The sequence below is a fragment of the Sphingomonas sp. GW821-FHT10C01 genome (genome assembly GCF_059415525.1).
Genome location: NZ_JBWKNK010000001.1, coordinates 1,926,010 through 1,947,534, shown reverse-complemented (window position 1 = coordinate 1,947,534; position 21,525 = coordinate 1,926,010). Strand labels below are relative to the sequence as shown.

General features: G+C 64.2%; 27 protein-coding genes and 1 tRNA gene. 17 read left to right on the top strand and 11 right to left on the bottom strand.

From position 1 onward, the window contains the following. Window positions 1-2: 2 nt before the first annotated feature. Window positions 3-569: a 30S ribosomal protein S16 gene (gene rpsP / locus AC07M1_RS09420; protein ID WP_495162284.1), complete on the bottom strand. Its 567-nt coding sequence runs from the start codon at window positions 567-569 to the stop codon at window positions 3-5. A 34-nt stretch (window positions 570-603) separates the two neighbouring features. Continuing rightward, window positions 604-2,085, bottom strand: a complete 1,482-nt coding sequence (ffh, locus tag AC07M1_RS09415) for a signal recognition particle protein (RefSeq protein WP_495162283.1) — start codon at window positions 2,083-2,085, stop codon at window positions 604-606. A gap of 220 nt (window positions 2,086-2,305) precedes the next feature. On the opposite strand from ffh, the gene AC07M1_RS09410 reads away from it, so the two are divergent. Beyond that, window positions 2,306-3,949: a putative bifunctional diguanylate cyclase/phosphodiesterase gene (locus AC07M1_RS09410; RefSeq protein WP_495162840.1), complete on the top strand. Its 1,644-nt coding sequence runs from the start codon at window positions 2,306-2,308 to the stop codon at window positions 3,947-3,949. Between the two features lie 64 nt (window positions 3,950-4,013). Then, window positions 4,014-4,664, top strand: coding sequence for a dioxygenase family protein (locus tag AC07M1_RS09405; RefSeq protein ID WP_495162282.1), 651 nt, complete (start codon window positions 4,014-4,016; stop codon window positions 4,662-4,664). Between the two features lie 13 nt (window positions 4,665-4,677). On the opposite strand, the gene AC07M1_RS09400 is transcribed toward AC07M1_RS09405, so the two are convergent. Then, the gene (locus tag AC07M1_RS09400; RefSeq protein WP_495162281.1) at window positions 4,678-5,256 is read right to left on the bottom strand and encodes a DUF924 family protein; all 579 of its coding nucleotides are present in this window, start codon (window positions 5,254-5,256) and stop codon (window positions 4,678-4,680) included. Between AC07M1_RS09400 and mtaB the strand changes: the two genes are divergently transcribed. The 3 genes from mtaB to AC07M1_RS09385 all read left to right on the top strand — a co-directional run bounded on the left by mtaB (window position 5,255) and on the right by AC07M1_RS09385 (window position 8,153). Then, window positions 5,255-6,493, top strand: coding sequence for a tRNA (N(6)-L-threonylcarbamoyladenosine(37)-C(2))-methylthiotransferase MtaB (mtaB, locus tag AC07M1_RS09395; RefSeq protein WP_495162280.1), 1,239 nt, complete (start codon window positions 5,255-5,257; stop codon window positions 6,491-6,493). The genes AC07M1_RS09400 and mtaB overlap by 2 nt on opposite strands. Then, window positions 6,490-7,422: a signal recognition particle-docking protein FtsY gene (gene ftsY / locus AC07M1_RS09390; protein ID WP_495162279.1), complete on the top strand. Its 933-nt coding sequence runs from the start codon at window positions 6,490-6,492 to the stop codon at window positions 7,420-7,422. Before mtaB ends, ftsY begins: the two co-directional genes overlap by 4 nt. 95 nt (window positions 7,423-7,517) lie before the next feature. After that, window positions 7,518-8,153, top strand: coding sequence for a septation protein A (locus AC07M1_RS09385; RefSeq protein ID WP_495162278.1), 636 nt, complete (start codon window positions 7,518-7,520; stop codon window positions 8,151-8,153). Window positions 8,154-8,228: 75 nt separating this feature from the next. Here the strand turns inward: AC07M1_RS09385 and AC07M1_RS09380 are convergent, their stop codons facing one another. The 3 genes from AC07M1_RS09380 to pspF all read right to left on the bottom strand — a co-directional run bounded on the left by AC07M1_RS09380 (window position 8,229) and on the right by pspF (window position 10,798). Continuing rightward, window positions 8,229-8,846, bottom strand: coding sequence for a superoxide dismutase (locus tag AC07M1_RS09380; protein WP_495162277.1), 618 nt, complete (start codon window positions 8,844-8,846; stop codon window positions 8,229-8,231). 95 nt (window positions 8,847-8,941) lie between these two features. Further along, on the bottom strand, window positions 8,942-9,721 hold the full coding sequence (locus AC07M1_RS09375; RefSeq protein WP_495162276.1) for a TSUP family transporter: 780 nt from the start codon (window positions 9,719-9,721) through the stop codon (window positions 8,942-8,944). Between the two features lie 42 nt (window positions 9,722-9,763). Beyond that, window positions 9,764-10,798: a phage shock protein operon transcriptional activator gene (gene pspF, locus AC07M1_RS09370; RefSeq protein ID WP_495162275.1), complete on the bottom strand. Its 1,035-nt coding sequence runs from the start codon at window positions 10,796-10,798 to the stop codon at window positions 9,764-9,766. Between the two features lie 171 nt (window positions 10,799-10,969). Here pspF and AC07M1_RS09365 point away from each other — a divergent pair, with 171 nt between their 5' ends. The 10 genes from AC07M1_RS09365 (at window position 10,970) to AC07M1_RS09320 (ending at window position 14,223) form a co-directional block, all read left to right on the top strand. Then, window positions 10,970-11,110 carry a hypothetical protein gene (locus tag AC07M1_RS09365; RefSeq protein WP_495162274.1) on the top strand — a complete coding sequence of 47 codons (141 nt, stop codon included), beginning with the start codon at window positions 10,970-10,972 and terminating at the stop codon, window positions 11,108-11,110. A 67-nt stretch (window positions 11,111-11,177) separates the two neighbouring features. Next, complete coding sequence (pspA, locus tag AC07M1_RS09360; RefSeq protein WP_495162273.1) at window positions 11,178-11,846, top strand: phage shock protein PspA; 669 nt, start codon at window positions 11,178-11,180, stop codon at window positions 11,844-11,846. A gap of 4 nt (window positions 11,847-11,850) precedes the next feature. Further along, a complete protein-coding gene (gene pspB / locus AC07M1_RS09355; RefSeq protein WP_495162272.1) occupies window positions 11,851-12,132 on the top strand; it encodes an envelope stress response membrane protein PspB in 282 nt (93 codons plus the stop codon). Between the two features lie 3 nt (window positions 12,133-12,135). Beyond that, a complete protein-coding gene (pspC, locus tag AC07M1_RS09350) occupies window positions 12,136-12,513 on the top strand; it encodes an envelope stress response membrane protein PspC (RefSeq protein WP_495162271.1) in 378 nt (125 codons plus the stop codon). A gap of 30 nt (window positions 12,514-12,543) precedes the next feature. Continuing rightward, entirely contained in the window at window positions 12,544-12,834 is a 291-nt protein-coding gene (locus tag AC07M1_RS09345; protein WP_495162270.1) for a hypothetical protein, read from the top strand. A 28-nt stretch (window positions 12,835-12,862) separates the two neighbouring features. Then, the gene (locus tag AC07M1_RS09340) at window positions 12,863-13,183 is read left to right on the top strand and encodes a hypothetical protein (protein ID WP_495162269.1); all 321 of its coding nucleotides are present in this window, start codon (window positions 12,863-12,865) and stop codon (window positions 13,181-13,183) included. A 13-nt stretch (window positions 13,184-13,196) separates the two neighbouring features. Next, window positions 13,197-13,469 (top strand): phage holin family protein, encoded by a 273-nt coding sequence (locus tag AC07M1_RS09335; protein ID WP_495162268.1) that lies wholly within the window; start codon window positions 13,197-13,199, stop codon window positions 13,467-13,469. A gap of 43 nt (window positions 13,470-13,512) precedes the next feature. Then, window positions 13,513-13,641: a hypothetical protein gene (locus AC07M1_RS09330; RefSeq protein ID WP_495162267.1), complete on the top strand. Its 129-nt coding sequence runs from the start codon at window positions 13,513-13,515 to the stop codon at window positions 13,639-13,641. A 43-nt stretch (window positions 13,642-13,684) separates the two neighbouring features. Then, window positions 13,685-13,951 carry a hypothetical protein gene (locus tag AC07M1_RS09325; protein ID WP_495162266.1) on the top strand — a complete coding sequence of 89 codons (267 nt, stop codon included), beginning with the start codon at window positions 13,685-13,687 and terminating at the stop codon, window positions 13,949-13,951. Between the two features lie 26 nt (window positions 13,952-13,977). Continuing rightward, entirely contained in the window at window positions 13,978-14,223 is a 246-nt protein-coding gene (locus tag AC07M1_RS09320) for a hypothetical protein (RefSeq protein ID WP_495162265.1), read from the top strand. A gap of 45 nt (window positions 14,224-14,268) precedes the next feature. On the opposite strand, the gene AC07M1_RS09315 is transcribed toward AC07M1_RS09320, so the two are convergent. After that, window positions 14,269-15,153, bottom strand: coding sequence for an alpha/beta fold hydrolase (locus AC07M1_RS09315; protein WP_495162264.1), 885 nt, complete (start codon window positions 15,151-15,153; stop codon window positions 14,269-14,271). Window positions 15,154-15,227: 74 nt separating this feature from the next. Between AC07M1_RS09315 and AC07M1_RS09310 the strand changes: the two genes are divergently transcribed. Continuing rightward, entirely contained in the window at window positions 15,228-15,632 is a 405-nt protein-coding gene (locus AC07M1_RS09310) for a SufE family protein (protein WP_495162263.1), read from the top strand. Here the strand turns inward: AC07M1_RS09310 and AC07M1_RS09305 are convergent. Together AC07M1_RS09305 and AC07M1_RS09300 are read right to left on the bottom strand one after the other, a co-directional pair. Then, window positions 15,629-15,931 (bottom strand): (2Fe-2S) ferredoxin domain-containing protein, encoded by a 303-nt coding sequence (locus AC07M1_RS09305; RefSeq protein ID WP_495162262.1) that lies wholly within the window; start codon window positions 15,929-15,931, stop codon window positions 15,629-15,631. The two genes, AC07M1_RS09310 and AC07M1_RS09305, sit on opposite strands and share 4 nt — an antisense overlap. Further along, on the bottom strand, window positions 15,928-16,464 hold the full coding sequence (locus AC07M1_RS09300) for a J domain-containing protein (protein WP_495162261.1): 537 nt from the start codon (window positions 16,462-16,464) through the stop codon (window positions 15,928-15,930). The genes AC07M1_RS09305 and AC07M1_RS09300 overlap by 4 nt, the downstream gene beginning before the upstream one ends. A gap of 122 nt (window positions 16,465-16,586) precedes the next feature. Between AC07M1_RS09300 and AC07M1_RS09295 the strand changes: the two genes are divergently transcribed. Further along, window positions 16,587-16,661 (top strand) — tRNA-Glu (locus tag AC07M1_RS09295). Window positions 16,662-16,739: 78 nt separating this feature from the next. On the opposite strand, the gene AC07M1_RS09290 is transcribed toward AC07M1_RS09295, so the two are convergent. Next, complete coding sequence (locus AC07M1_RS09290; protein ID WP_495162260.1) at window positions 16,740-18,257, bottom strand: tryptophan halogenase family protein; 1,518 nt, start codon at window positions 18,255-18,257, stop codon at window positions 16,740-16,742. Window positions 18,258-18,358: 101 nt separating this feature from the next. After that, window positions 18,359-21,448, bottom strand: coding sequence for a TonB-dependent receptor (locus tag AC07M1_RS09285; protein ID WP_495162259.1), 3,090 nt, complete (start codon window positions 21,446-21,448; stop codon window positions 18,359-18,361). Window positions 21,449-21,525: the final 77 nt, after the last annotated feature.

Below are 21,525 nucleotides of genomic sequence, written 5' to 3'. Positions count from 1 at the left end.
GGTCAGCCCTCAGCCTTTTCCTCGGTCGCGTCCGAAGCCGGAGCTCCCTCGGCGAGCGCTTCGACGACCTGCTCGGCTTCGGCGGTCGGCTCTTCGGTCGCGGCTTCGACTTCGGCGGCGACGACTTCGACGGCCTCGGCCTGAGCTTCCTCGACGGCTTCGGGCTCGGGCGCCGGAGCGGCAGCGGCGGCAGCGGCCTCAGCCTTTGCTTCCGCAGCGGCTTCCTCGGCGGCCTTCAGCTTCTCGGCGCGCTCTTCAGCGCGCTCGACGGCCTTCTCGCCCGGCTTGCCCTTGTTCGGGTTGTTCTTGGCTGCGCGCTCCTTGACGCCGGTGACGTCGAGGAAACGGGCGACGCGGTCGGTCGGCTGCGCGCCGACGCTCAGCCAATGCTTCGCGCGGTCGGTGTCGAGCTTGATGCGGTCCGCATTGTCCTTGGCGAGAAGCGGGTTGTAGGTACCGATCTTCTCGATGAACTTGCCGTCACGCGGGCTGCGCGCATCGGCAACGACGATGCGGTAATAAGGGCGCTTCTTCGAACCGCCACGCGACAGACGCATGCTGAGTGCCATTGGTAATCTTCCTTCTTAAAAGTCTGAAACTAAATTACTTCTTCTTGTTCAAAAGCTTTGCCAGGTCCGGCGGGATCTCACCGCCAGGCAGGCCGGGGATGCCGCCGCCAGGTCCACCCAGCTTGCCCATCATCTCACCCATCTGCGGGCCGCCCAGCGCGTTGCCGAGACCGCCCATGCCACCCTTGCCGAGCATCCCGAGCATACCCTTGAGGCCGCCCATCTTCTTGATGCGCTTCATCGCGGTGGACATTTCGAGGTGCATCTTGAGCAGCTTGTTCACGTCCTGAACGGTCGTGCCCGACCCCTTGGCGATGCGGATCTTGCGCTTGGCGTTGATCAGCTCGGGCTTGGTGCGCTCCTTGGGCGTCATCGACGTGATCATCGCATCCATGCGGAGCAGGATACGCTCGTCGACCGCGCCATTGGCCATCGCCTGCTGCGCCTTCTTCATGCCGGGAATCATCCCGGCCAGCGCGCCAAGGCCGCCCATGCGGCGCATCTGCGCGAGCTGGCCGCGCAGGTCGTTCATGTCGAACTGGCCCTTGGCCAGCCGTGCCGCCATCTTCTCGGCGTCTTCCTGCTCGATCGCCTGAGCGGCCTTCTCGACCAGCGAGACGACGTCGCCCATGCCGAGGATACGGCCGGCGACACGCTGCGGGTGGAAGGGCTCGATCGCGTCGAGCTTTTCGCCGACGCCGGCGAACTTGATCGGCTTGCCGGTGACGGCGCGCATCGACAGCGCGGCACCGCCACGGGCGTCGCCGTCCATGCGGGTGAGCACGACGCCGGTGAGCGCCACCTGATCGCCGAAGCTCTGCGCGACATTGACAGCGTCCTGGCCGGTCAGGCTGTCGACGACGAGCAGGATTTCCTGCGGCTTGGAGATGTCGGCGACCGCCTTCATCTCATCCATCAGCTGCTGGTCGACGTGCAGGCGGCCGGCGGTGTCGAGCATCAGCACGTCGAAGCCCTGGAGCTTCGCGGCCTGGAGCGCGCGGCGGGCGATGTCGACCGGCTGCTGCCCCGCGACGATCGGGAGCGTCGCACCCTCGATCTGCGTGCCAAGTACGGCAAGCTGTTCCTGCGCGGCCGGGCGATTGACGTCGAGCGACGCCATCATCACCTTCTTGCCCTGCTTCTTCAGCAGCTTCGCGATCTTGGCGGTGGTGGTGGTCTTACCCGAACCCTGCAGACCGACCATCATCACGACGGCGGGCGGGGTAACGTCGAGCGCGAGTTCGGCCGTATCCGGCCCGAGCATCGCGATCAGCGCGTCATTGACGATCTTGACGACCTGCTGCCCCGGCGTGACCGAACGCAGCACCTTTTCGCCGACCGCCTGCTCAGTGACCGTTTCGACGAATTGACGTGCGACCGGGAGTGCGACGTCGGCCTCGAGCAGCGCGATACGCACTTCGCGCATCGCGGTCCGCACATCGGCTTCGGTCAGTGCGCCACGGCCCTTGAGACGGTCGAATACGCCGCCAAGCCGCTCGCTCAGACTATCGAACACTCGCTTCTCCTTACATCCCAGGTCCGAAACGCATAAAACGCCGGCGGACGAAACCTCGTCAGCCAGCGTGCCCTTGGGCAACATGCGTCGCGTTCCTGGGAACGGTCGAGGGCGCGCTTAGCTGGAAACGAAGATAGGTGCAACCTCTCCTCACTTTAACTCCATCTATACCCTCAAGGTGGAATATCCCGCGATTACCAGGGGTGGGAGCTTTGCCGGCATGGCGCTGGATCTCGACAACAAGGACGAACTGAGGGGCGCAGCGCCCGGCGCCGATTTGATCACCGGGGCGATCAGCGTCGCCGCGATCCTGATGTTCGTCGGCACCGGCAGCTCGGTGTTGTCCAAGACGCTCAAACACTATTTCGAGGGCGGCGCGCCAGCGGATCGAACGCTGGTGATCGCGCTGCTGCTCAACGTCGCGCTGATCCTGTTCGGCTGGCGCCGCCACACCGCGCTGCGCCAGGAAGTCCGCATTCGCGCCGCCGCCGAAGAGCGCGCGCACATCTTGGCGAGTCGCGATCCGCTGACCGGATTCCTCAACCGCCGCAGCCTGAACGAAGAAGGCGCGGCGATGTTCGTGCGCGCCAACCATCGGCGCAAGGCGATGGCGCTGATGATCGTCGACCTCGATCACTTCAAGACGATCAACGACATGCATGGCCATGCGGTCGGCGACGCCCTGCTACGCGCCGTCGCGGGTGAAATCGCCACCGCAATGCCCCCGGTCGCCCTCACCGCCCGCCTGGGTGGCGATGAATTCGCCTGTGGCTTCCTGTTCGATCCGGCGCATCCCGAGACGGTCGAGCGGATTGCCGAGAAGCTGGTGGCGCGCCTGTCGCAGCCGATCGAAGCCGACGGGTTCCGGCTCCATATCAGCTGCTCGGTCGGCGTCGCGCGATCGGATTTTGACTGCCAGAGCATCGATGCCCTGCTGCGCTCCGCCGATATCGCGATGTATGTCGCGAAGAAGTCGGGGCGTAACCGCTATGCGTGGTTCGACCAGTCGATGGAACGCGAACTGCAGACGCGGAACGAGCTGGAATCGGGCCTGCGCGCCGCGATCCCGCGCGGCGAGATCGTCCCCTATTTCGAGCAGCAGATCGATCTAGCCACCGGCAAGCTCTATGGTTTCGAAGTTCTGGCACGCTGGGAGCACCCTACACGCGGCCTGATCAGTCCCGACCTGTTCATCCCGATCGCCGAGGAAACCGGCATGATCGCCGATATGTCGCTGTCGATCATGCACCAGGCGTTCACCGCCGCGCGCGACTGGGATCCCTCACTCAACCTGTCGGTCAACATCTCGCCCTGGCAGCTGCGCGACGCGTGGCTGGCGCAGAAGATCATCAAGGTACTGACCGAGACCGGCTTCCCCGCCCACCGGCTGGAGCTGGAGATCACCGAAAGCGCGCTGTTCGAGAATCTGGCGCTGGCCCAGTCGATCGTCGGCAGCCTCAAGAACCAGGGCGCCAGTCTGGCGCTCGACGATTTTGGAACGGGCTATTCGTCGTTGGCGCACCTGCGCGCCCTGCCCTTCGACCGGATCAAGATCGACAAGAGCTTCGTCATCTCATTGAACGAAAGCGCGGACTCCGCCGCGATCGTCAACGCGATCGTCAGCCTTGGCGAGAGCCTGAACCTGCCGATCACCGCCGAAGGAGTCGAAGACGCGGCGATCGAAGCGCGGCTGAAGGCGCTGGGCTGTGCCAAGGCGCAGGGCTGGTATTATGGCAAGCCGCTTTCCGTGGCCGGCGCGCGGCGCCTGCTCGCGGAGAAGCGCCTGCTGGTGGCGCATGACGAGCAACGGCCATCGGCGACGGTGACCCCCATCGTCGCGGATAGCGGGCGCCGCGCCGGCTAAGCCCTCTTCTCCCTGCCGCCGCCCTGTTCTAGAAGCCGAAAGGCACAGCCGGAGGGCGGAAGCGATGGGGATCGATCGACGCGTGATACTGACGGCACTGGCCAGCGGCGCCGGTGGGTTTCTCGCGATCCGCGGGCTCACGGCAGGACCGCGTCCGCCACAACCCGCGGCGAGACCCGATCTCTATAATTGCGAAGGGTGCGAAGCCGTGGGCGAGCGTCCGGCGCGCGCGCTGTCCGCGACCGTCGACCTAGCAGCGCCCACCGAACCCGGCGAGCGCATGATCCTGACCGGTCGAGTGCTGACGGCGGATGGCGCAGCCCCTGCCCCAGGCGTCGTGATCTATGCCCATCACACCAATAATGCCGGTCTCTATGCGAACGGATCGAACGAAAGCATGTGGAGCCGCCGTCACGGGCGGCTGCGCGGCTGGGCACGCACGGGAGCGGACGGGCGCTACACCTTTCGCACGATCAAGCCGGCGGTCTATCCCGACCGGTCGATGCCCGCCCATGTTCACCTGTTCATCGGTGAACCCGGCCGGCGGCCCTATTATATCGACGATGTGGTATTCGATGGCGAGTTCGGGGTCACTGCCGCCTATCGCAAGGCATGCGAATTACGCGGCGGGAGCGGGATCGTAAGGCTCGAACGGACCAAAGACGGGATGCTGCTCGCGCGCCGTGATATCCGGCTCGAGTCGCACCCGGCCTGATCACCAGCGCCCGTTACCAGCCCGCGTCGGGGCGCTTCAGATAGTCCAGCTCTGCGGGAGTCGAGATCCGCCCCAGCGCGACGTTGCGGCTGGGGAAACGACCGAACTGCTCGATCACCACCGCGTGCTCCATCGCGAACCGCAGATTTTCGGGCCGGCCCAGCGCGGTGAACTTGCGCAGGCACAGCCGCTGCGCCTCAGCATCCTCGGCATGCATCAGCGGCATGTAGAGGAAAGCGGCGCGCTCGGGCGGCAAATCTTCGTCCCAATGCTTGCCGATCGCCTCCAGCGTCAGCGACAGTGCCAGCTTGTCGGCGGCATAGGCCTTACCCGACCCCCGATGGATGTTGCGGCTGAACTGATCGAGCACGATCACCGCGGCGAGAAGATTGTCCCGCCGATCGCGCCAACCCGCCGCGCCGCTCGCCATCAGCAGATCGTGCAGGCGGGAGAAGCGCGTGCGAATGGCCGCGTCGACGGCATCGTCCTTCGCGAAATGCTGTTCAGGCGTGAGTTCGCCGAACCAGAAGCCGAGTACCGCATTGGCCTCGTCATGGACTTCGCCGTCCGCCAGCCCTAGATCGCCGCTCATGTCGTCCTCCATTACCGGACCAGAGGTAATCAGCCTGGGTTGCAGGCTCAACCTTGCTGAAAGCGAAACGATCCGGGCGTTGCTTGGGTCCGAGGATGTTGTCGTCGTGAATAGTTGCGCGGTGACCAACGAGGCCGTGCGCCAGACCCGCAAGGCGATCCGCCAGGCGCGGCGCGCGCGCCCGGAGGCAAAACTCGTGGTGACCGGATGCGCGGCGCAGATCGACCCCGAAAGCTTCGGCGACATGCCCGAGGTGGACCGGGTGATCGGCAATGCCGAGAAACTGATGCCGGCGGCCTGGGCTTCGGGCGAGGCCGCCCTGGTGCAGGACATCATGGCGGTGCGCCAGACCGCACCGCATCTGGCCGCGAGCTTCTCTGCCCATGCGCGCGCCTTTGTCGAGGTGCAGAACGGATGCGACCATCGCTGCACCTTCTGCGCCATTCCCTATGGCCGCGGGAACAGCCGGTCGGTGCCGGCGGGCGCGGTGGTGGAGCGGGTGCAGAGCCTGGTCGCGGCCGGGCATCGCGAGGTGGTGCTGACCGGTGTGGATCTGACGAGCTATGGCCCCGATCTGCCCGGCGCCCCGACGCTGGGAATGCTGGTCGAACGGGTGCTGGCGCATAGCGATGTCGCGCGGCTGCGGCTCTCCTCGCTCGACGGGATCGAGATCGACGACCGGCTGTTCGCGCTGCTGACGCAGGAGACGCGGGTGATGCCGCATGTCCATCTTTCGCTTCAGGCGGGCGACGACATGGTACTCAAGCGGATGAAGCGGCGGCATTCCCGCGCGCAGTCGCTGGAGCTCGTGGCGCGCCTCAAGGCGGCGCGGTCGGAGATCGCGGTCGGGGCGGACCTGATCGCGGGCTTCCCGACCGAGGACGAGGCGATGTTCGCCAACACACTGGCGCTGATCGACGATTGCGACATCGTCCACGCCCATATCTTCCCTTACTCCCCGCGCGACGGCACCCCTGCGGCACGGATGCCGCAGGTCGCGCCGGGCGTCACCAAGGCGCGGGCGGCGGCGTTGCGCGAACGGGCGGCGGTCCGGCGCGCGGCCTGGCTGGACTCCCTCGTCGGAACGCGTCAGTCGATTCTGGTGGAACGGCCGGGCGATCGGGGCCATGCGGGCAATTTCGCGGAAGTACTGCTTCCGCCACAGGAAGTCGGGACAATCGCGAACGTGAAGATCAAGACGGTACAGGACGGCAAGCTGATCGGGGTCGCTGCATGAGCGGGCCTTCGTGGCGCGAGCGGCTGCTCGGAGGGTTCAAGAAGACGTCCGACAAGCTGGTTGGCAACCTTGCCGGCCTGGGCGCCGCGCGGCTGGACGACGCGACGCTCGACGAGATCGAGGAAGCGCTGATCGCCAGCGACCTGGGCCCCGGCACCGCAGCGCGCATCCGCAACCGGCTGGCGGACGGGCAATATGAGCGCGGCATGGAGGATCTGGGCATCCGCCTGGTCGTCGCCGAGGAGATCGAGAAGGCGCTGGTCCCCGTCGCGAAGCCGCTGACCACCGACAAGGCGCGGCCGCAGGTGATCCTGGTGATCGGCGTCAATGGATCGGGCAAGACCACGACCATCGCAAAGCTGGCCGCGATCCTGAAGGATCAGGGGCTGAAGGTGATGCTGGCGGCGGGCGACACGTTCCGCGCGGCCGCGATCGGCCAGCTCAAGACCTGGGCCGAGCGGGTCGGCGTGCCGATCATTGCCGGCGCAGAGGGCGGCGACGCGGCCGGAATCGCATTCGAGGCGCTGAAACAGGCGACCGACCAGCGCGCCGACGTGCTGATCGTCGATACCGCCGGGCGGCTGCAGAACAAGCGCGAACTGATGGACGAGCTGGCGAAGATCCGCCGCGTGCTCGGCCGCATCGATCCGGGCGCGCCGCACGATGTGGTGCTGGTGCTCGACGCGACCACCGGCCAGAACGCGCTGAGCCAGATCGAAGTGTTCAAGGAAGTCGCGGGCGTCACCGGCATGGTGATGACCAAACTCGACGGCACCGCGCGCGGCGGCGTGCTGGTCGCGGCGGCGGAGAAATACGGCCTGCCCATCCACGCGATCGGCGTCGGCGAGAAGGTCGACGACCTGCGCGGCTTCGATCCGAACGAGGTCGCCCGGATCATCGCCGGGGTCGAGGCGTTCAACAAAGGCTAGACCTTCATTCGGGCCAACCCCGGACTCGACCCGGGGAAGATCCGCACCCTCAACTTGCCCTTCGACAAGCTCAGGGCGAACGGTAGACTGAGTGTATGACCTCCAACGAATCCTCGACCACGAAACCCGCCCCTGCCCCCGGCCTCCGCATGCTGATCGATTTCGGTCCGCTGGCGGTGTTTTTTGCCGTGAACAGCCTGATGGGCGGGCCGCAGCTTGCGCGAATGATGGCGGCGACCGCCGCCTTCATGGTCGCGATCTTCATCGCGATCGGCATTTCGCTGTGGAAGACCAAGCATGTTTCCCCGATGCTGTGGATCTCGGGCGCGCTGGTGCTGGTGTTCGGTGGGCTGACCCTGTGGTTCCACGACGAGACTTTCATCAAGGTGAAGCCGACCATCGTCTATTCGATGTTCGCTGCGGTGCTGGCCTATGGCCTGATCACCAGGAAGCCGCTGCTGCAGATGCTGCTCGAAAGCGCCTATCCGGGGCTGACCGCCAAGGGCTGGCGGTTGCTGACGATCAACTGGACGGTGTTCTTCGTCGTGATGGCGGTACTGAACGAGATCGTATGGCGCACGCAGAGCTGGGACTTCTGGGTCGGCTTCAAGCTGTGGGGCGTGGTGCCGCTCACCCTGATCTTCGCGATGGGCAATATCCCGATGCTGCTGCGCCACGGCCTGACGACCGACCGCGAGATCGTCGACAAGGCGCTGCCGCCGGAACAATAAACGCCACGGGACGGGCAAGAAAAAGGGCCGCGGTTCGGATGAACCGCGGCCCTTTTCGTTTACGCCGTGAGGCGATCAGCCGTTCTGGTCGGCCCGGCTCACGCCTTCACCGTCGAGGTTCGCCGCGACGAAATCCCAGTCGATGATCTTGGTGATCGCATCGAGATAGCCCGGACGCGCGTTGCGATAGTCGATGTAATAGGCGTGCTCCCACACGTCGATCGTCAGCAGCGGCTTGTAATCATAGACGACGGGGGTATCGGCGTCGTGGAGCGAGGTCACCTTGATCTCGCCATCCTCGAGTACCAGCCAGCCCCAACCGTTGGAGAAGTGATTGGTCGCTTCGGCAACCAGCTTCTTCACCAGCTCTTCCTTCGAGCCGAAGGTCTTCTCGATCAGCTCGGCGAGCTTGCCGGTCGGCTCCTTGGGCTCAGGCGTCAGGCCGAACCAGTAGAAGCTGTGGTTCCAGATCTGCGCCGAGTTGTTGAACAGCGCCTTGTCGCCGGTTTCCTTGGCGTGACGGATCACCTCGGAGAGCTTCTTCCCCTCAAGACCCTTGTCCGCGACAAAGCCGTTGGTCTTGTCGACATAGGCCTTGTGATGCTTGCCATAATGGAAATCGAGCGTCTCGGCCGAGATGGTCGGCGCGAGCGCGTCCTTGGCGTACGGCAGCGTGGGCAGTTCAAAAGCCATGGGAGACCCTCCTTGTTCTGGTGTCGCGCCCGCCTAACGCATCAGCGGGAGCTTCGCCGCACAAATTTTTCTCGATACGCCATCGAAATGGGCGATCAGTGGTGAAGCCACGCCCAGATGGGGTTGGCGGGATCGGACAGCAGCTTCACGGTGAGCGCGATCGACATGAGGACGAGCAACGGGCGGACGCCCTTGCCGCCATAGCGCATCGCCAATCGCGCGCCGATCTGGTTGCCGACGATGTTCGCGGCGGCCATGCCGAGGCCGATCATCCACAACACCTTACCCCCCGCGATCATCGCGAGCAGCCCGGCGACGTTGGTAGCGAAGTTGAGGAACTTCGCATTCGCGATCGCGCGGACGAGGCCAAGGCCGGCGAGCGCGACCATCATGGTGGTCAGGAAAGATCCGGCGCCAGGCCCGAAGAAACCGTCATAGAAGCCGAGCACCACCGACACCGCCGTGATCCCTATCGTACCAAGGCGGGCATGGCGGTCGGCCTCCCCCATCGGCGGGGCCAGGAGGAAGTAGATAGCCATCAGGATCAGCAGGATCGGAACGAAGGCGGTGAGGAAGCCGGGATCGACCCGCTGGACGGTATAGGCGCCCAGCGCAGATCCCAGGAACGCCCCCGCCGCGGGCATCGCGAAACGGCGCAGATCGAGATGCCCGCCGCGCCAATAGGCGATGCAGGCGGAGGCGGTGCCGAACGCGCTCTGGAGTTTGTTGGTGGCGATCGCCGCGACCGGCGGAACACCCACCGCCATCAACGCCGGAATGGTGAGCAGTCCGCCGCCGCCCGCCATCGCATCGATCGTGCCCGCGACAAACGCTACGGCAATGAGAAAGGCGACGATCTCGGCGGTGATCTCCATGCCGGGGGCGATAGGCCGCCCCTGCCCCGCATGGCAACCCGGCTAACCGCCAGCGTTGAGCAGTTCGTGACGCTTGAGCGCATGGCGGAGCTGATCGTAGCTCAACCCCAGCGCTTCGGCGGTCGAACGCTGGTTGAAGCGGTTCTCAGCCAGCGCGCGGCTGAGCAATTCGCGTTCGAAGCGGTTGACGCGGCTCTTGAAGTCGCCGGCAAAGTCGTCGTCGCGGCGCGGCAGCGGTCCCGGCTCCTCCGTGGTGAGCTGCACCGGCGCGGCATTGCCAGGAATGCCGTGCGGCATCGGCGCGGGACGATAGGGCGAGGCGAAAGGATCGATCTGGATCGCGTCGACCGGGCCATAGCCGTCCCAGCGATAGACCGCGCGCTCAACCACATTACGCAATTCGCGGACGTTGCCGGGCCAGCTATGATTGGTCAGCGCGTCGAGTGCGGTGGGCCCGAACCCCTCCCAATCCTTGCCGATCTCCGACGACATGCGCCGGCCGAAGAACTCGGCGAGAACCAGGATATCGCCCGCGCGCGCGCGCAGCGGCGGCAGAGTCACCACTTCGAAACTCAAGCGATCCAGCAAGTCGGCGCGGAAGGTGCCCCTTTCCACCCGTTCGGGCAGATGTTCGTTGGTCGCGGCGACGATGCGGACATCGACCTGGATCGGGCGCGAGGCACCGATCCGGGTGATCTCGCCATATTCGACCGCGCGAAGCAGGCGATCCTGCGCGGCCATGCTGAGCGTCCCGAGTTCGTCGAGGAACAGCGTGCCGCCATCCGCCTCCTCGAACCGGCCGGCCCGTCCCTTGGTCGCGCCGGTAAAGGAGCCGGCTTCATGCCCGAACAGCTCGGCTTCGATCAGCGTCTCGGGCAGTGCGGCGCAGTTCATCACCACCAGCGGCTGATCCCAGCGCGGCGACAGGCGATGAAGGCGCTCGGCCACCAGTTCCTTGCCGGTCCCGCGCTCCCCGATCACCAGTACCGGGCGATCGAGCGCGGCCGCTCGCGAAGCAAGCTCCAGCGCATCGAGAAACGCGCCGGATTGGCCAATCACCTGGGTCGTACGCTCCATATCCGAACCATTGGGGTATTTTCCCAACACTTGGCAATAGGGCAATTGCAACAGATCGCCGAAATGCTTTAAAAATGGCGGATTTCCGGGACTTTTCGGACTTGGCACGCACCCTGCAGTATACCATGCATGCCGCAGCGAGCGGCCAACAGATCAAGGGATGGAACGACAATGTACAAGGGCAAGAACAGCTTTCGCACCACGATGGCGGCGCTGGTATGTACCCTGGTCGTGAGCACCACCTGCCTCGCCAGCGTGGTCGGCCCCGCCGCCACCGCGACGGCAAATGTTTCCACTCAGGCCACGGTCTGAGCGGTCCCGCCGGGCGGGTAACCCCTAGCCCGCCCGGCGGCACGAAGTTTCAAGGAGCAAGTTGAAGATGGGCATTTTCTCTCGCACCCGCGATATCATCGCAGCCAACATGACCGACCTTCTCGACAAGGCGGAAGATCCGGCGAAGATGATCCGCATGATCATCCTCGAGATGGAGGAGACCCTGGTCGAGGTTCGCGCCAGCGCGGCGCGCACCATCGCCGACCAGAAGGAAATGCGGCGTCATATCGCGAAGCTGGAGAACCTGCAGGCGAGCTGGACCGAGAAGGCCGAGCTGGCGCTGAGCAAGGATCGTGAGGACCTGGCCAAGGCAGCACTGGTTGAACGTCAGAAGGCATTTGACATGTGCGACCAGCTGGGCGCCGAGATTTCGGTGCTGGATGATGCGCTGCGCGCCTCGGAAGAGGATATCGCCAAGCTGCAGACCAAACTGCGCGATGCCCGTGCCCGCCAGAACGCGATCACGACCCGCCTGGAAAGCGCCAACAACCGCGTCAAGCTGCGCGAGATGACCCACGGTTCGAAGGTGAGCGAGGCGTTCAGTCGCTTCGACCTGCTCGAGCGCCGCGTCGACTTCGCCGAAGGCCGCGCCGATGCGCTGACGCTGGGCGCGCCGAAGAAGTCGCTGGAGGAAGAGATTGCCGAGCTGCAATCGGCCGAGAAGGTCGATGCCGAGCTGGCCGCGCTCAAAGCGCGCCTGAACAAGGAGGGCTGAGCCGATGGAAGAGGTCCTGGTCCCGATCGTCATCGTCGGCATGCTCTTCATCGGCATGCCCTGGGTGATCCTTCATTACGTCACCAAGTGGAAGCAAGCGAAGACGCTGACCGGCGAAGACGAAAACCTGCTCGACGAGTTGCACTATACGGCCCGTCGCCTCGAGGACCGCCTCATGACGATCGAGCGGATCATCGCCGCCGACAATCCCGAGTTCCGCGTTCGCGGGCCTGAGTTGCCCCCGGCTCGCGAACTCCCCGACTATGAACGCGCACGGAGGAACTGAGAGATGTCTGCAAGCCGCACGCAACTCTATCGCGACAAGGTCAACGGCAAGTGGCTGGGCGTTTGCGAGGGTCTCGGTGAGTATACCGGCGTCGACCCGCTCTGGATCCGCCTGGGCTTCCTCGCCCTGCTGGTCGCTACCTTCCCGCTGATGTTCTTCGTCTACATCGGCCTGGCGATGGTCACCTCGCCCAAGCCGATCGGCCTCTACCACAATGATGAGGACGCGAAATTCTGGCAGGGCGTGCGAGCCAATCCGCGCCGTTCGACCCAGGAAGTCCGCTCCAAGCTGCGCGACATCGACCGCCGCATGGCCGACATCGAAACCTTTTACACGAGCCGCAACACGCAGCTCGCCGATGAGATCGAGCGCCTGCGCTGAGCCGCGGCGTTCAACAGGAGGGCATGAACGATGAACTGGGGTGGACCGAGTTTCGTCATCGCGATCATCGCGATCTCGACCATCGGCTGGCTCGTATCGACCTGGATCCGTGCGAAGCATGGCTATCCGATCGAGAATGAGTGGAGTGGCACGACCACCAAGGCGGATCCCGCCGCCGACCGCAAGATCGAGCTGCTGACGAACGAGAATGAGCGGCTGACGGGCCAGATCGGCCGGCTGGAGGAGCGGATCGCCGTGCTGGAACGCATCGCCACCGACCCCGCCGAACGCACCGCCCGCGAGATCGACTCGCTGCGCTGAAACCAGAACAGAATTCAGGAAACGAACAATGGACCAGCAGTTTATTCAGCCCTTCATCGTCCTGGGCGCGATCATGGGTGTTCTGGGTATCGGTGGCTGGGTGGTCACCACCTGGCTCCGCATCAAGCATGGCTATCCGCTCGATGGTGCCTGGGGGCAGGCGGTCTACCCGAAGAAGAATGAAGAGGCGATGGAGCGGATCAAGCTGCTGACCGGCGAGAACGCCCAGCTCCGCGCCGAGCTCGGTTCGATCAAGGACCGTCTGGCGAATGTCGAGCGCATCGTCACCGACGGCAGTGTAGCCTTGGATCGCGAGATCGAAGCGCTCCGCGTCACCAGCAAGAATTGAAGAGGCCAGGAACATGCCGACCAGTGTGCTCATCTTCTTCATGATCGTCGTGGGCATCCCGGTGATCGGCGGAATCGGCTCCAGCATGTTCGCACGCTGGCTGAAGCATAAGGAAAAGATGACCGAAGCACTTAACGCCCAGACCGCCGAGAAGGCCGCGCAATATGCGGCGCATACCGAGCGGCTGGAGCAGCGTGTGCGGGTGCTGGAGCGGATCGCGACCGACAAGGGTCTCGACCTCTCCGACGAGATCGAACGGCTGCGCGACCAGCGGCCGGTGAATTGAACAACTGACTGAACCAACCCCCGAGTATTAGGGAGTAAGAGCAATGTTGATCGGGTTCTTCGCGGTACTGGGAGTGATCGGCGCGATCGGCGTCACCCTCTCCGAAATGCGCGACCGCCCCGTCCGCCGTGCCGAGAAACTGGCGCGCGAACAGGCAAACGTAGTGAACTGAAACAACGCCGGACAACGGCACCGAAGCCAAGAGGAGGCTTTGAATGAATCCGTTTGAGATGGTGATCGGGATCGTGCTGATCGTGACGATCGGCAGCGTCATCCGGGCCAAGATGGGCGTGCGGAAGGACAAATGGGGCAATGAGCGCCACGTCAATGACGGCGCGAGTGCCGCCGAAGCCCGCCGCCTGCAGGAAGAGGTGCGTACGCTGAAGGACCGGATTTCCGTTCTGGAACGCGTGATCACCGACAATCACAGCGCAACTAACCTCGACCGCGAGATCGAGAAGCTGCGCGACGGCCGAAACTGAACCCAACGCGTCTTATGGAGGGCGTGATGAGTGATCCTAATTTCTACCTTGTCATGGCGACCGCAGGCCTTGCCGGCCTGGGCATGATCACCGCGGCGAGCCTTGCCGGATGGCGCGGCTGGCTGTCACTGAAGCGGCAAGAGCTGAGCCTGGCTCATACCGGCGACGTCCACCAGCCGGCGCCGAGCAACGCCGGGGCGCGGATCGAGATCGCAGATCTCAAGGAGCGTATCCGCAAGCTCGAGGCGATCGCCGCCGGCGTCGATCTGTAATGCGTAATCGGGAGCGCCCTTGCGGCGCTCCCGGACAGCACCGAGTCAGTGTCCGACGTGGTGCTTCCCGAGGAAGCGCACGGCATCCGCGTAAAGGCGGGCCTGGACATCATCTTCGAACTGGCCATGACCGCCGCCGGGCACGATGTGGAATTCGGACGGCACCGCCGCACGGTCCAGCGCTTCCTTCAACAGCGTCGACGACTGGATTGGCACGACATCGTCGGCGTCACCATGTACGATGAACACCGGCGGCTGCCCCTTGTGTACCAGTGTCAGCGGCGACATCCGTGCCGCCAGCGTAGCGGCATCCGCCCCCTCTCCGATCCATTTGGTGATCGACGGACTGTGCCACGCGCCAACCGATTCTGGACGCAGATCGCTCGGCCCATAGAAATCGATGATCGCAGACGCGCGCGGCACCGCCCCGCAAGCGGGCAGGTCGATATCCGACTTCGTCCCCATCATCCCGGCCAGCAGCGCCAGATGCGCGCCCGCGCTGCTGCCCATCACCACGACCCGACGCGGATCCAGCCGGTATCGGTCCGCCTCACGCGCAACCCAGGCCATGGCGCAGCGCGCGTCCTGCACCGCGGCGGGCGCCTTCGCGGTGCCCGAAAGCCGATATTGCACGCTGACCACCGCGTAGCCCGCCTCGACGAAGCGCTTGAATCCGGTCCAGCTCTTCGGCCGTTCACCGCGTGCCCAGCCGCCGCCATGCAGGAAGACCAGCACCGGCGCCCGCCCCTTCCCGGCCGGACGATGCAGATCGAGATGCACCGGACCGGTCGCATGGGTCGCATAGACGATGTCGGTGGTGCTGGTGACCGCTGCGGGCGCAACTGTCGGGGTTTTCGCGATGGCCGTTCCGGGCAATGCGAGCAGAAGCGCCCATGCCGTCACTCCCAATCGCCGCCGCGCTGTTGCCATGCCACTCTCCTGTACGTGTCGGCGTCCACAATGCCGGGCTGGCACAGCGACGCAACCCCGCTATAGGCGCGGCCATGTCGAACCTTGACGATATCCGCGACGAATATGAGTTTCTCGATGCCGACGATCGCTATCGCCTGCTGATCGACCTTGGTCGGGCGCTCGAGCCGATGCCCGACGCGCTCAAGACCGATGCGACGCTGGTGCGCGGCTGCTCGGCGGCGGTGTGGGTTTATCCGACGGTCCGCGACGATGGCGCGCTCCACTTCCTGGCTGACAGCAACGCCGCGATCACCAAGGGAATCATCGCGCTGGTGCTGCTCGCGGTACAGGACCGCGCCCCAGCGGGCATCCTGGCGACGAATATCGAGGAAGCGCTGGCGCCGTTCGACCTGCGCAATCAGCTCAGCTCGAACCGGACCCAGGGGATTCCCAACATGATCGCGCTGATCCGCGCGACCGCCGAGCGCTACGTCTAGGGATAGAGGCCCGCGGCGCGGGCAACATCGTCGAGGTCCGCGCCCTCAGGCACGATCAGCCATTCGCGGCTGGCGCTGCCATTGACCATCGTTACCGCCCCGCGCGGACAGACGCCCAGGCATTTGACGTCGATCACACCGGCTTCGGCCTTGCGCCCTTTCTTCAGGCCCAAATGCTTGCGGAGCGCCTTGCCCAACGGCTGTTTGCCCTTGGGGCCGAAACCGCCATCGAGCTTCTTCGAGCATTTGGCGCAGACCAGAACCGCGTTCGACCAGTTCGAGCGGATATGCGTCTTCAATCAGGCCGCCATTGGCGGCGCTCTTCGGCGGCCCGCAACACCTCATACGCCGTCTGGATGGCTTGGAAGCGCTTTGCAGCCTCGGCATCGTTCGGGCGGATATCGGGATGGTTTTCCTTCGCCAGCCGGCGCCATGCTCCGCGCACGCCTTCGAAATCGGCGTCCGGATCGAGCTCGAGTACGTCCAGCGCGCGCATCTCATCACGCGACCGGCTGCCGTCGCCGGGTCCTGCCCAGGCATTGTGACGGCTCGCGGTGAAACCGTCGGCGGTACGACGCTCATCGGCCTCACGTTTGGCCGCTTCCTCGGCGGTCAGACCCTCGAAATAGTTCCAGTTGCGGTTGTACTCGGCGGCATGGGTCTCGCAGAAATACCAGCGCTCAGGGCTGTTGGGCGATTTGGGCGCCGGGCGATCGCCGGGTTCCTTGCACCCTTCCCGGTCGCACAGGCGCACGCGCACGGCCTCGCGTTCGGACCCGTAGGGCCGCCAGCGGGGGAAGCCCCAATCCATCGAACGTGTCGAACGCGCCATCGCCCGCCAGATAGGCGCGAACGCCGCACATTTCCAGCATTGTGACACCTGAATCGCGAAGCGCGACTAGAGTGCTTGACGCTCCCTTCAGCCCCCTGTAATGCGCCGCTTCCCGCTTATACGGCCCCTTCGTCTAGCGGTCAGGACGTCGCCCTCTCACGGCGAAAACACGAGTTCGATTCTCGTAGGGGTCACCAGCGTTTTCACGCGCCTGGGAAGCGAAGCGGGCCATGTGGCCCGCCCGCAGCGTCTCTCAAATGAATGAGCAGCCAGGCCTATCGCGGCCGCAGCTGCGACGCGAAATCCCGGCTCGGCACGCCAAGCCGAACCGTGTCGTTCACCGCCGCGCGCATCCTGTCGAACGTCGCGCGTAACTCGGCGGTATCGAACTGATCGGCACGCACACTATAGCGACGCGGAAGCAGGTCGAACCCGGCATACATGCTGAGCCAGCTCGGATCCTGGAAGCTCTCCCACTCGTACCGTACCAATTCGCCCTGGGCGCGCCAGGCGTCGATCTTGAGCTGCAGTTCCTCAGGCAATTCCATCGACCGCATCCGGTCCCACATCGGCTCACCCTCACGGCGGTTCAGGCAATAATGGAGCAGCAGAAAGTCGCGGATACGCTCGAACTCAAGCCGCGACTGACGGTCGAATACCGCCGATAGCGCCGGATCGAAATCGCGGTCCGGGAATAGCCGGACAAGCCGTTCAAGGCCCGACTGAATCAGCGTGATGCTGGTCGATTCGAGCGGCTCCAGAAATCCGCCGGCCAGCCCGATCGCGACCACATTGCCCCGCCAAAAGCTTTCGCGATGCCCCGGGGTGAAGCGGATACGGCGCGCCTCTCCCATCACGGGTCCTTCGATATTGGCCCGCAATACCGCCTCGGCTTCATCATCGCTGATATAGTCTGAACAATAGACATAGCCGTTGCCGATCCGGTTCTGCAGCGGGATATGCCATTGCCACCCCGCCTGACGGGCGGTCGATGTCGTCACGGGGCGGTACGCGTTGACCGGCTCGCACCCCAAGGCGATCGCGCGATCGCAAGGCAGCCAGTTGCGCCAGTCGATATACGGCACCCCTAGCGCCTCACCGATCAGCAGGCCGCGAAAGCCCGAACAGTCGATCCACAGATCAGCAGCCACGCTGCGGCCATCGGCAAGCCGCACCGCGCGCACCTGGCCCGTGTCCGGCACCTGCTCGACGCCCTCGATCCGGCTGTCGATATGGGTGACACCCAGCGACAGTGAGAGGTCGCGGAGCACAGCAGCGAACTTCGACGCATCGAAATGCAGCGCGAAGTCAAAGACGCCGAGGTCGCTGCCCGGTTGTTCGGGAGGGGCCAGGAACTTGCCCTGCTCCGAGAGCTGAGTGCACAGGCAATAATCCGCCAACGACAGGTTATGGCCTGCCGCGCGCAACTTCAGCCAATATTGATGGAACGGCACGCCACGGGCCGACATGCCGTAGAGGCCGAACGGGTGATAGAAGCGATGCCCCGGCTCGGCCCAGTCCGCGAAATGGATGCCGAGCTTGATCGTTCCCTCGGTCGATTCAAGTACCTGGGCATCGGTGAGTCCGACCGTCGCCAGAAAGTCGCGGATCGCCGGAACCGTCGCTTCACCGACGCCGACGGTTCCAATCTCTGAACTGTCGATCAGGGTGATGTCGAGATTGGCGTGGCCCAGCATGCGGGCAAGATAGCTGGCGGCCATCCATCCGGCCGTTCCACCACCGACGATCGCGATACTGCGGATCGCCCGCCCCTGATCCACCGACTGCTCCATCACCACATTCTCCCCTCGTTTCTATTTTCTACCTCACCCCAACAAAAAACGCCCGCCGAACGCGCTGCGATCGGCGGGCAGTGAGGAGTCAGTTCAAGCGATCAGAACTTGGCGCGGACACCCGCGACGAAGCGACGCTCATAGATGTTGTCCCAACCGATCTGGTCTTCCCAGGTCAGGTAGTAGCGCTCTTTCTCGCCGGTCAGGTTGGACGCCTGCCCATAGAGCGTGAAGTTGTCGGTCACGTCATACGACACCGACGCGTCGAAATAGTTGGTCGCGCGCTGGTAAACCGACAGCCCGCGAATACCACTCCAGTTCTGGCTGTTCAGACGCTTCGAGCGATAGTTGTAGGCGATACGGGCCGAGAACGGACCGGATTCATACCACAGCGCAAGGTTTGCCTGATGCTTCGAGTTGTCCTGGAACGGCTGCTTGTTGCCAGCCAGATCCAAGGCACCCGCGTCGCTGAGCGACAGGGTATAGTTGGCGTCGATACCGAAGCCACCCAGGAACCCATTGACCCCGTAATCGGTCAGAGACTGACGCGCCGAGACTTCGATCCCCTTGAGCGTACCACCGGCACCCTGGACAATCGTGTTGACCGGCAGCGCCGTGTTGCGGACGACGCCGTCATTGTCCGGGATATCGCTGCGCAGGATGGTCGAGGCGACGATGAACTTATCCACCTTGAGGTAGAATGCGCCAATCGCCAGCATGCTGGAACGACCGGTGTAGAGCTCAAGGCTGGCCTCGAAATTGCTCGACCGCCACGGATCCAGGTTCGGGTTGCCGCGCTGCTGTGCCGACTGGGCACGGAAGATCGGCGGGTTGACCGAGGTATCGATCGCGTAGCCGACGTTCAGACCGCCACCCCACTGGATGAAGTCGAGCAGAGTCATCGACTTCGAGTAGGCCGCACGGAACTTCAGCTTCTCGCTCAGCTCGAACGTGATGTTCAAGGCCGGCAGGTAGTCGGTGAACTCGCGCTTGACGGTGAGATCGCCCGCATCGACGCCACCCACACCATAAGGCTGCGGCACACCGACGATGTTCTGACGCACGTTGAACTTGGTGTTGATCACGCGGAGACCCGCATTGGCGCGGAACGGCAATCCAGCAAACTCACCCTCACCGCTGACCTGCGCATAACCGGAAATCTGGCGCAGGTTCATGGCGAACGAGTCCGCCGGGTTCACGATGTTCTTGTTGCCCGGGTAGAACTTGTTCTGGAACGCCTCGGCATCGTCCATGGCTCGCGGGTCGAGAACCCAGATCGCCGGAACGCCTGCTGCGGGCGGCGAGTACTGCTTCACCTGGCCACCAAAGATCGCGTCGGTACCCGGACGCGGGAAGCCCGCAGTGTAGGCGTCACCAGCCGCGTTACGGACACCGCAGTTCGCGTTGTTCAGGTTGACGTCGAACGCCTTCCACTTGACCAAACAGCCGGCTGCCGGATTCCCCGGATTGTCCTTGTTGCCGGCATAGTAAGGCGAGACACGATCGAACACGAACTGCTCGACCGAACGCTCGCTGTAGCGGCCACCAGCGCTGATCTCGAGGCCGCCATCCGACTTCCATTTGAGGTCGCCACGGAGCGTCCAGATATCGCCTTCGCGGCTGTCATTGCCTTCCGACGAGATCGTCTTCAGCGCGTAGCGGCTCAGGTCCTTGGTCTGGTTCACGAAGTTCGTCGGGAAGACGAAGCCCAGTGCCCCGCTCGAATAGTCGACCGTCGCCTTCTGGCTGTAGACGCGATAGCCGCCCGGATTGAAGGCGCGATTGCCGCCCATGCTTGCCGGATAATATCCGACGCCCGAATAGGCCCACTGGAAGCCGTCGGTCATGTTGAGCTGCAGGTAGCTCTGGTCGAGATCGCGGCTGGCCTTGCCATAGGTTCCGCGGATCGTCGCCGTCAGGTTCTCGCCATTATCATAATCGAGCTGCAGGTTGTAGTTCTGCGATTCCGACTTGATGCGGAAGGTTTCCGCATAGCTGTCGAAGTTCGGCATGTCGTATTCGTAGGTCTGGACGGTGTGGATATCATACACACGCCCGCCGATCGCAGCGCTCTTGGCACCCGTGTTGCGCGACTTAGTCGGCTTATAGGGCGACGACATCCAGTTCACGTTCTGGAACTGGAAGCCCGCAGCGCGGTCATACTGGGTCTGCTTGGTGTAGAACGCGTCCGCCGTCAGCTTCAGCGAATCGCTGATTTCGAACTGAAGCGACAGGTTGCCACCGATACGTTCACGCGAAGTGATGCGGTTCCAGACCGTATGCGACTGGGCGGTGATGAACGCGTCATTCGCGTCGCCATCTCCGTTTACGTCGAAACCGATGATGGTGCCCGCCGCATTCCGCACCGGCGTACCGCGGCTGACGCCGCCATTGCCGATGGCAAAGTCGCCCTGATTCTGCGGCACTTCCGCCTGCTGGTCAGCGCTCAGACCTTCTTCGCTGAGACCCACGCCATAGCTCTGGATACCGCGATAGCTGTTGGACAGATCGACCTTGCTGTAGGCGGCCGAGAGGAGAAGGCCGAAGCGACCCGAATTGTAGGAGATCAGGCCGTTGAACGCCGGATTCCACTTCTTCGTCTTGTCACCATATTGCGCTTCAGCAGCAGCCGACACGGTCCATCCGGTAGGCAGGCTAAACGGACGGCGCGTCAGCAGATCGACGGTGCCCGAAAGACCGGCCTGCTGCAGCGAAGCGGTCGGCGACTTGTAGACGGTCGCGCCAGCGAACAACTGCGACGGAATGTCGGTGAAGTTCGGCTGGACGGTCGTGACCGAGTTGGCGCCAAGGAATTCTTCGCCGTTGAGGAGAGTGGTGACCTGCGGAAGGCCGCGGATGTTGATCTGGCCACCCTCACCCGCGTCACGGCGGATCTGAATGCCAGGAATGCGCTGAAGCGAATCGGAGATGGTGCGGTCAGGCAGCTTGCCGATATCTTCAGCGCTGATCGCGTCGACGACGCTGTCCGCTTCACGCTTCACGTCGATCGCGCGCGCCTGCGACGCACGGATACCGGTGACAAGAATCTCTTCTTCCTGACCGACCGCTGCGCCTGCAGCCGCATCCGCGGCGGCAGCCTGCTGCGCCTGCGCGATGCCGGGGACGCAGAGCGCTGCGGCTGATACCGCCGCAAGCAACACCGTCCGCGCACCAACCTTATGACTGGACATTTCCCTCTCCCTGTTCCGCGGCAGACCCATGTCGCCGCACTGCCGCACAACATACGCGCACGGTCAGAACCCAATTC

Coding starts and splice junctions, on each gene's coding strand:
- rpsP (WP_495162284.1), bottom strand. CDS start 569: ATGGCACTCAGCATGCGTCTGTCGCGTGGCGGTTCGAAGAAGCGCCCT.
- AC07M1_RS09410 (WP_495162840.1), top strand. CDS start 2,306: ATGGCGCTGGATCTCGACAACAAGGACGAACTGAGGGGCGCAGCGCCC.
- AC07M1_RS09405 (WP_495162282.1), top strand. CDS start 4,014: ATGGGGATCGATCGACGCGTGATACTGACGGCACTGGCCAGCGGCGCC.
- mtaB (WP_495162280.1), top strand. CDS start 5,255: ATGTCGTCCTCCATTACCGGACCAGAGGTAATCAGCCTGGGTTGCAGG.
- AC07M1_RS09400 (WP_495162281.1), bottom strand. CDS start 5,256: ATGAGCGGCGATCTAGGGCTGGCGGACGGCGAAGTCCATGACGAGGCC.
- ftsY (WP_495162279.1), top strand. CDS start 6,490: ATGAGCGGGCCTTCGTGGCGCGAGCGGCTGCTCGGAGGGTTCAAGAAG.
- AC07M1_RS09385 (WP_495162278.1), top strand. CDS start 7,518: ATGACCTCCAACGAATCCTCGACCACGAAACCCGCCCCTGCCCCCGGC.
- AC07M1_RS09380 (WP_495162277.1), bottom strand. CDS start 8,846: ATGGCTTTTGAACTGCCCACGCTGCCGTACGCCAAGGACGCGCTCGCG.
- AC07M1_RS09375 (WP_495162276.1), bottom strand. CDS start 9,721: ATGGAGATCACCGCCGAGATCGTCGCCTTTCTCATTGCCGTAGCGTTT.
- pspF (WP_495162275.1), bottom strand. CDS start 10,798: ATGGAGCGTACGACCCAGGTGATTGGCCAATCCGGCGCGTTTCTCGAT.
- AC07M1_RS09365 (WP_495162274.1), top strand. CDS start 10,970: ATGTACAAGGGCAAGAACAGCTTTCGCACCACGATGGCGGCGCTGGTA.
- pspA (WP_495162273.1), top strand. CDS start 11,178: ATGGGCATTTTCTCTCGCACCCGCGATATCATCGCAGCCAACATGACC.
- pspB (WP_495162272.1), top strand. CDS start 11,851: ATGGAAGAGGTCCTGGTCCCGATCGTCATCGTCGGCATGCTCTTCATC.
- pspC (WP_495162271.1), top strand. CDS start 12,136: ATGTCTGCAAGCCGCACGCAACTCTATCGCGACAAGGTCAACGGCAAG.
- AC07M1_RS09345 (WP_495162270.1), top strand. CDS start 12,544: ATGAACTGGGGTGGACCGAGTTTCGTCATCGCGATCATCGCGATCTCG.
- AC07M1_RS09340 (WP_495162269.1), top strand. CDS start 12,863: ATGGACCAGCAGTTTATTCAGCCCTTCATCGTCCTGGGCGCGATCATG.
- AC07M1_RS09335 (WP_495162268.1), top strand. CDS start 13,197: ATGCCGACCAGTGTGCTCATCTTCTTCATGATCGTCGTGGGCATCCCG.
- AC07M1_RS09330 (WP_495162267.1), top strand. CDS start 13,513: ATGTTGATCGGGTTCTTCGCGGTACTGGGAGTGATCGGCGCGATCGGC.
- AC07M1_RS09325 (WP_495162266.1), top strand. CDS start 13,685: ATGAATCCGTTTGAGATGGTGATCGGGATCGTGCTGATCGTGACGATC.
- AC07M1_RS09320 (WP_495162265.1), top strand. CDS start 13,978: ATGAGTGATCCTAATTTCTACCTTGTCATGGCGACCGCAGGCCTTGCC.
- AC07M1_RS09315 (WP_495162264.1), bottom strand. CDS start 15,153: ATGGCAACAGCGCGGCGGCGATTGGGAGTGACGGCATGGGCGCTTCTG.
- AC07M1_RS09310 (WP_495162263.1), top strand. CDS start 15,228: ATGTCGAACCTTGACGATATCCGCGACGAATATGAGTTTCTCGATGCC.
- AC07M1_RS09300 (WP_495162261.1), bottom strand. CDS start 16,464: ATGGCGCGTTCGACACGTTCGATGGATTGGGGCTTCCCCCGCTGGCGG.
- AC07M1_RS09290 (WP_495162260.1), bottom strand. CDS start 18,257: ATGGAGCAGTCGGTGGATCAGGGGCGGGCGATCCGCAGTATCGCGATC.
- AC07M1_RS09285 (WP_495162259.1), bottom strand. CDS start 21,448: ATGTCCAGTCATAAGGTTGGTGCGCGGACGGTGTTGCTTGCGGCGGTA.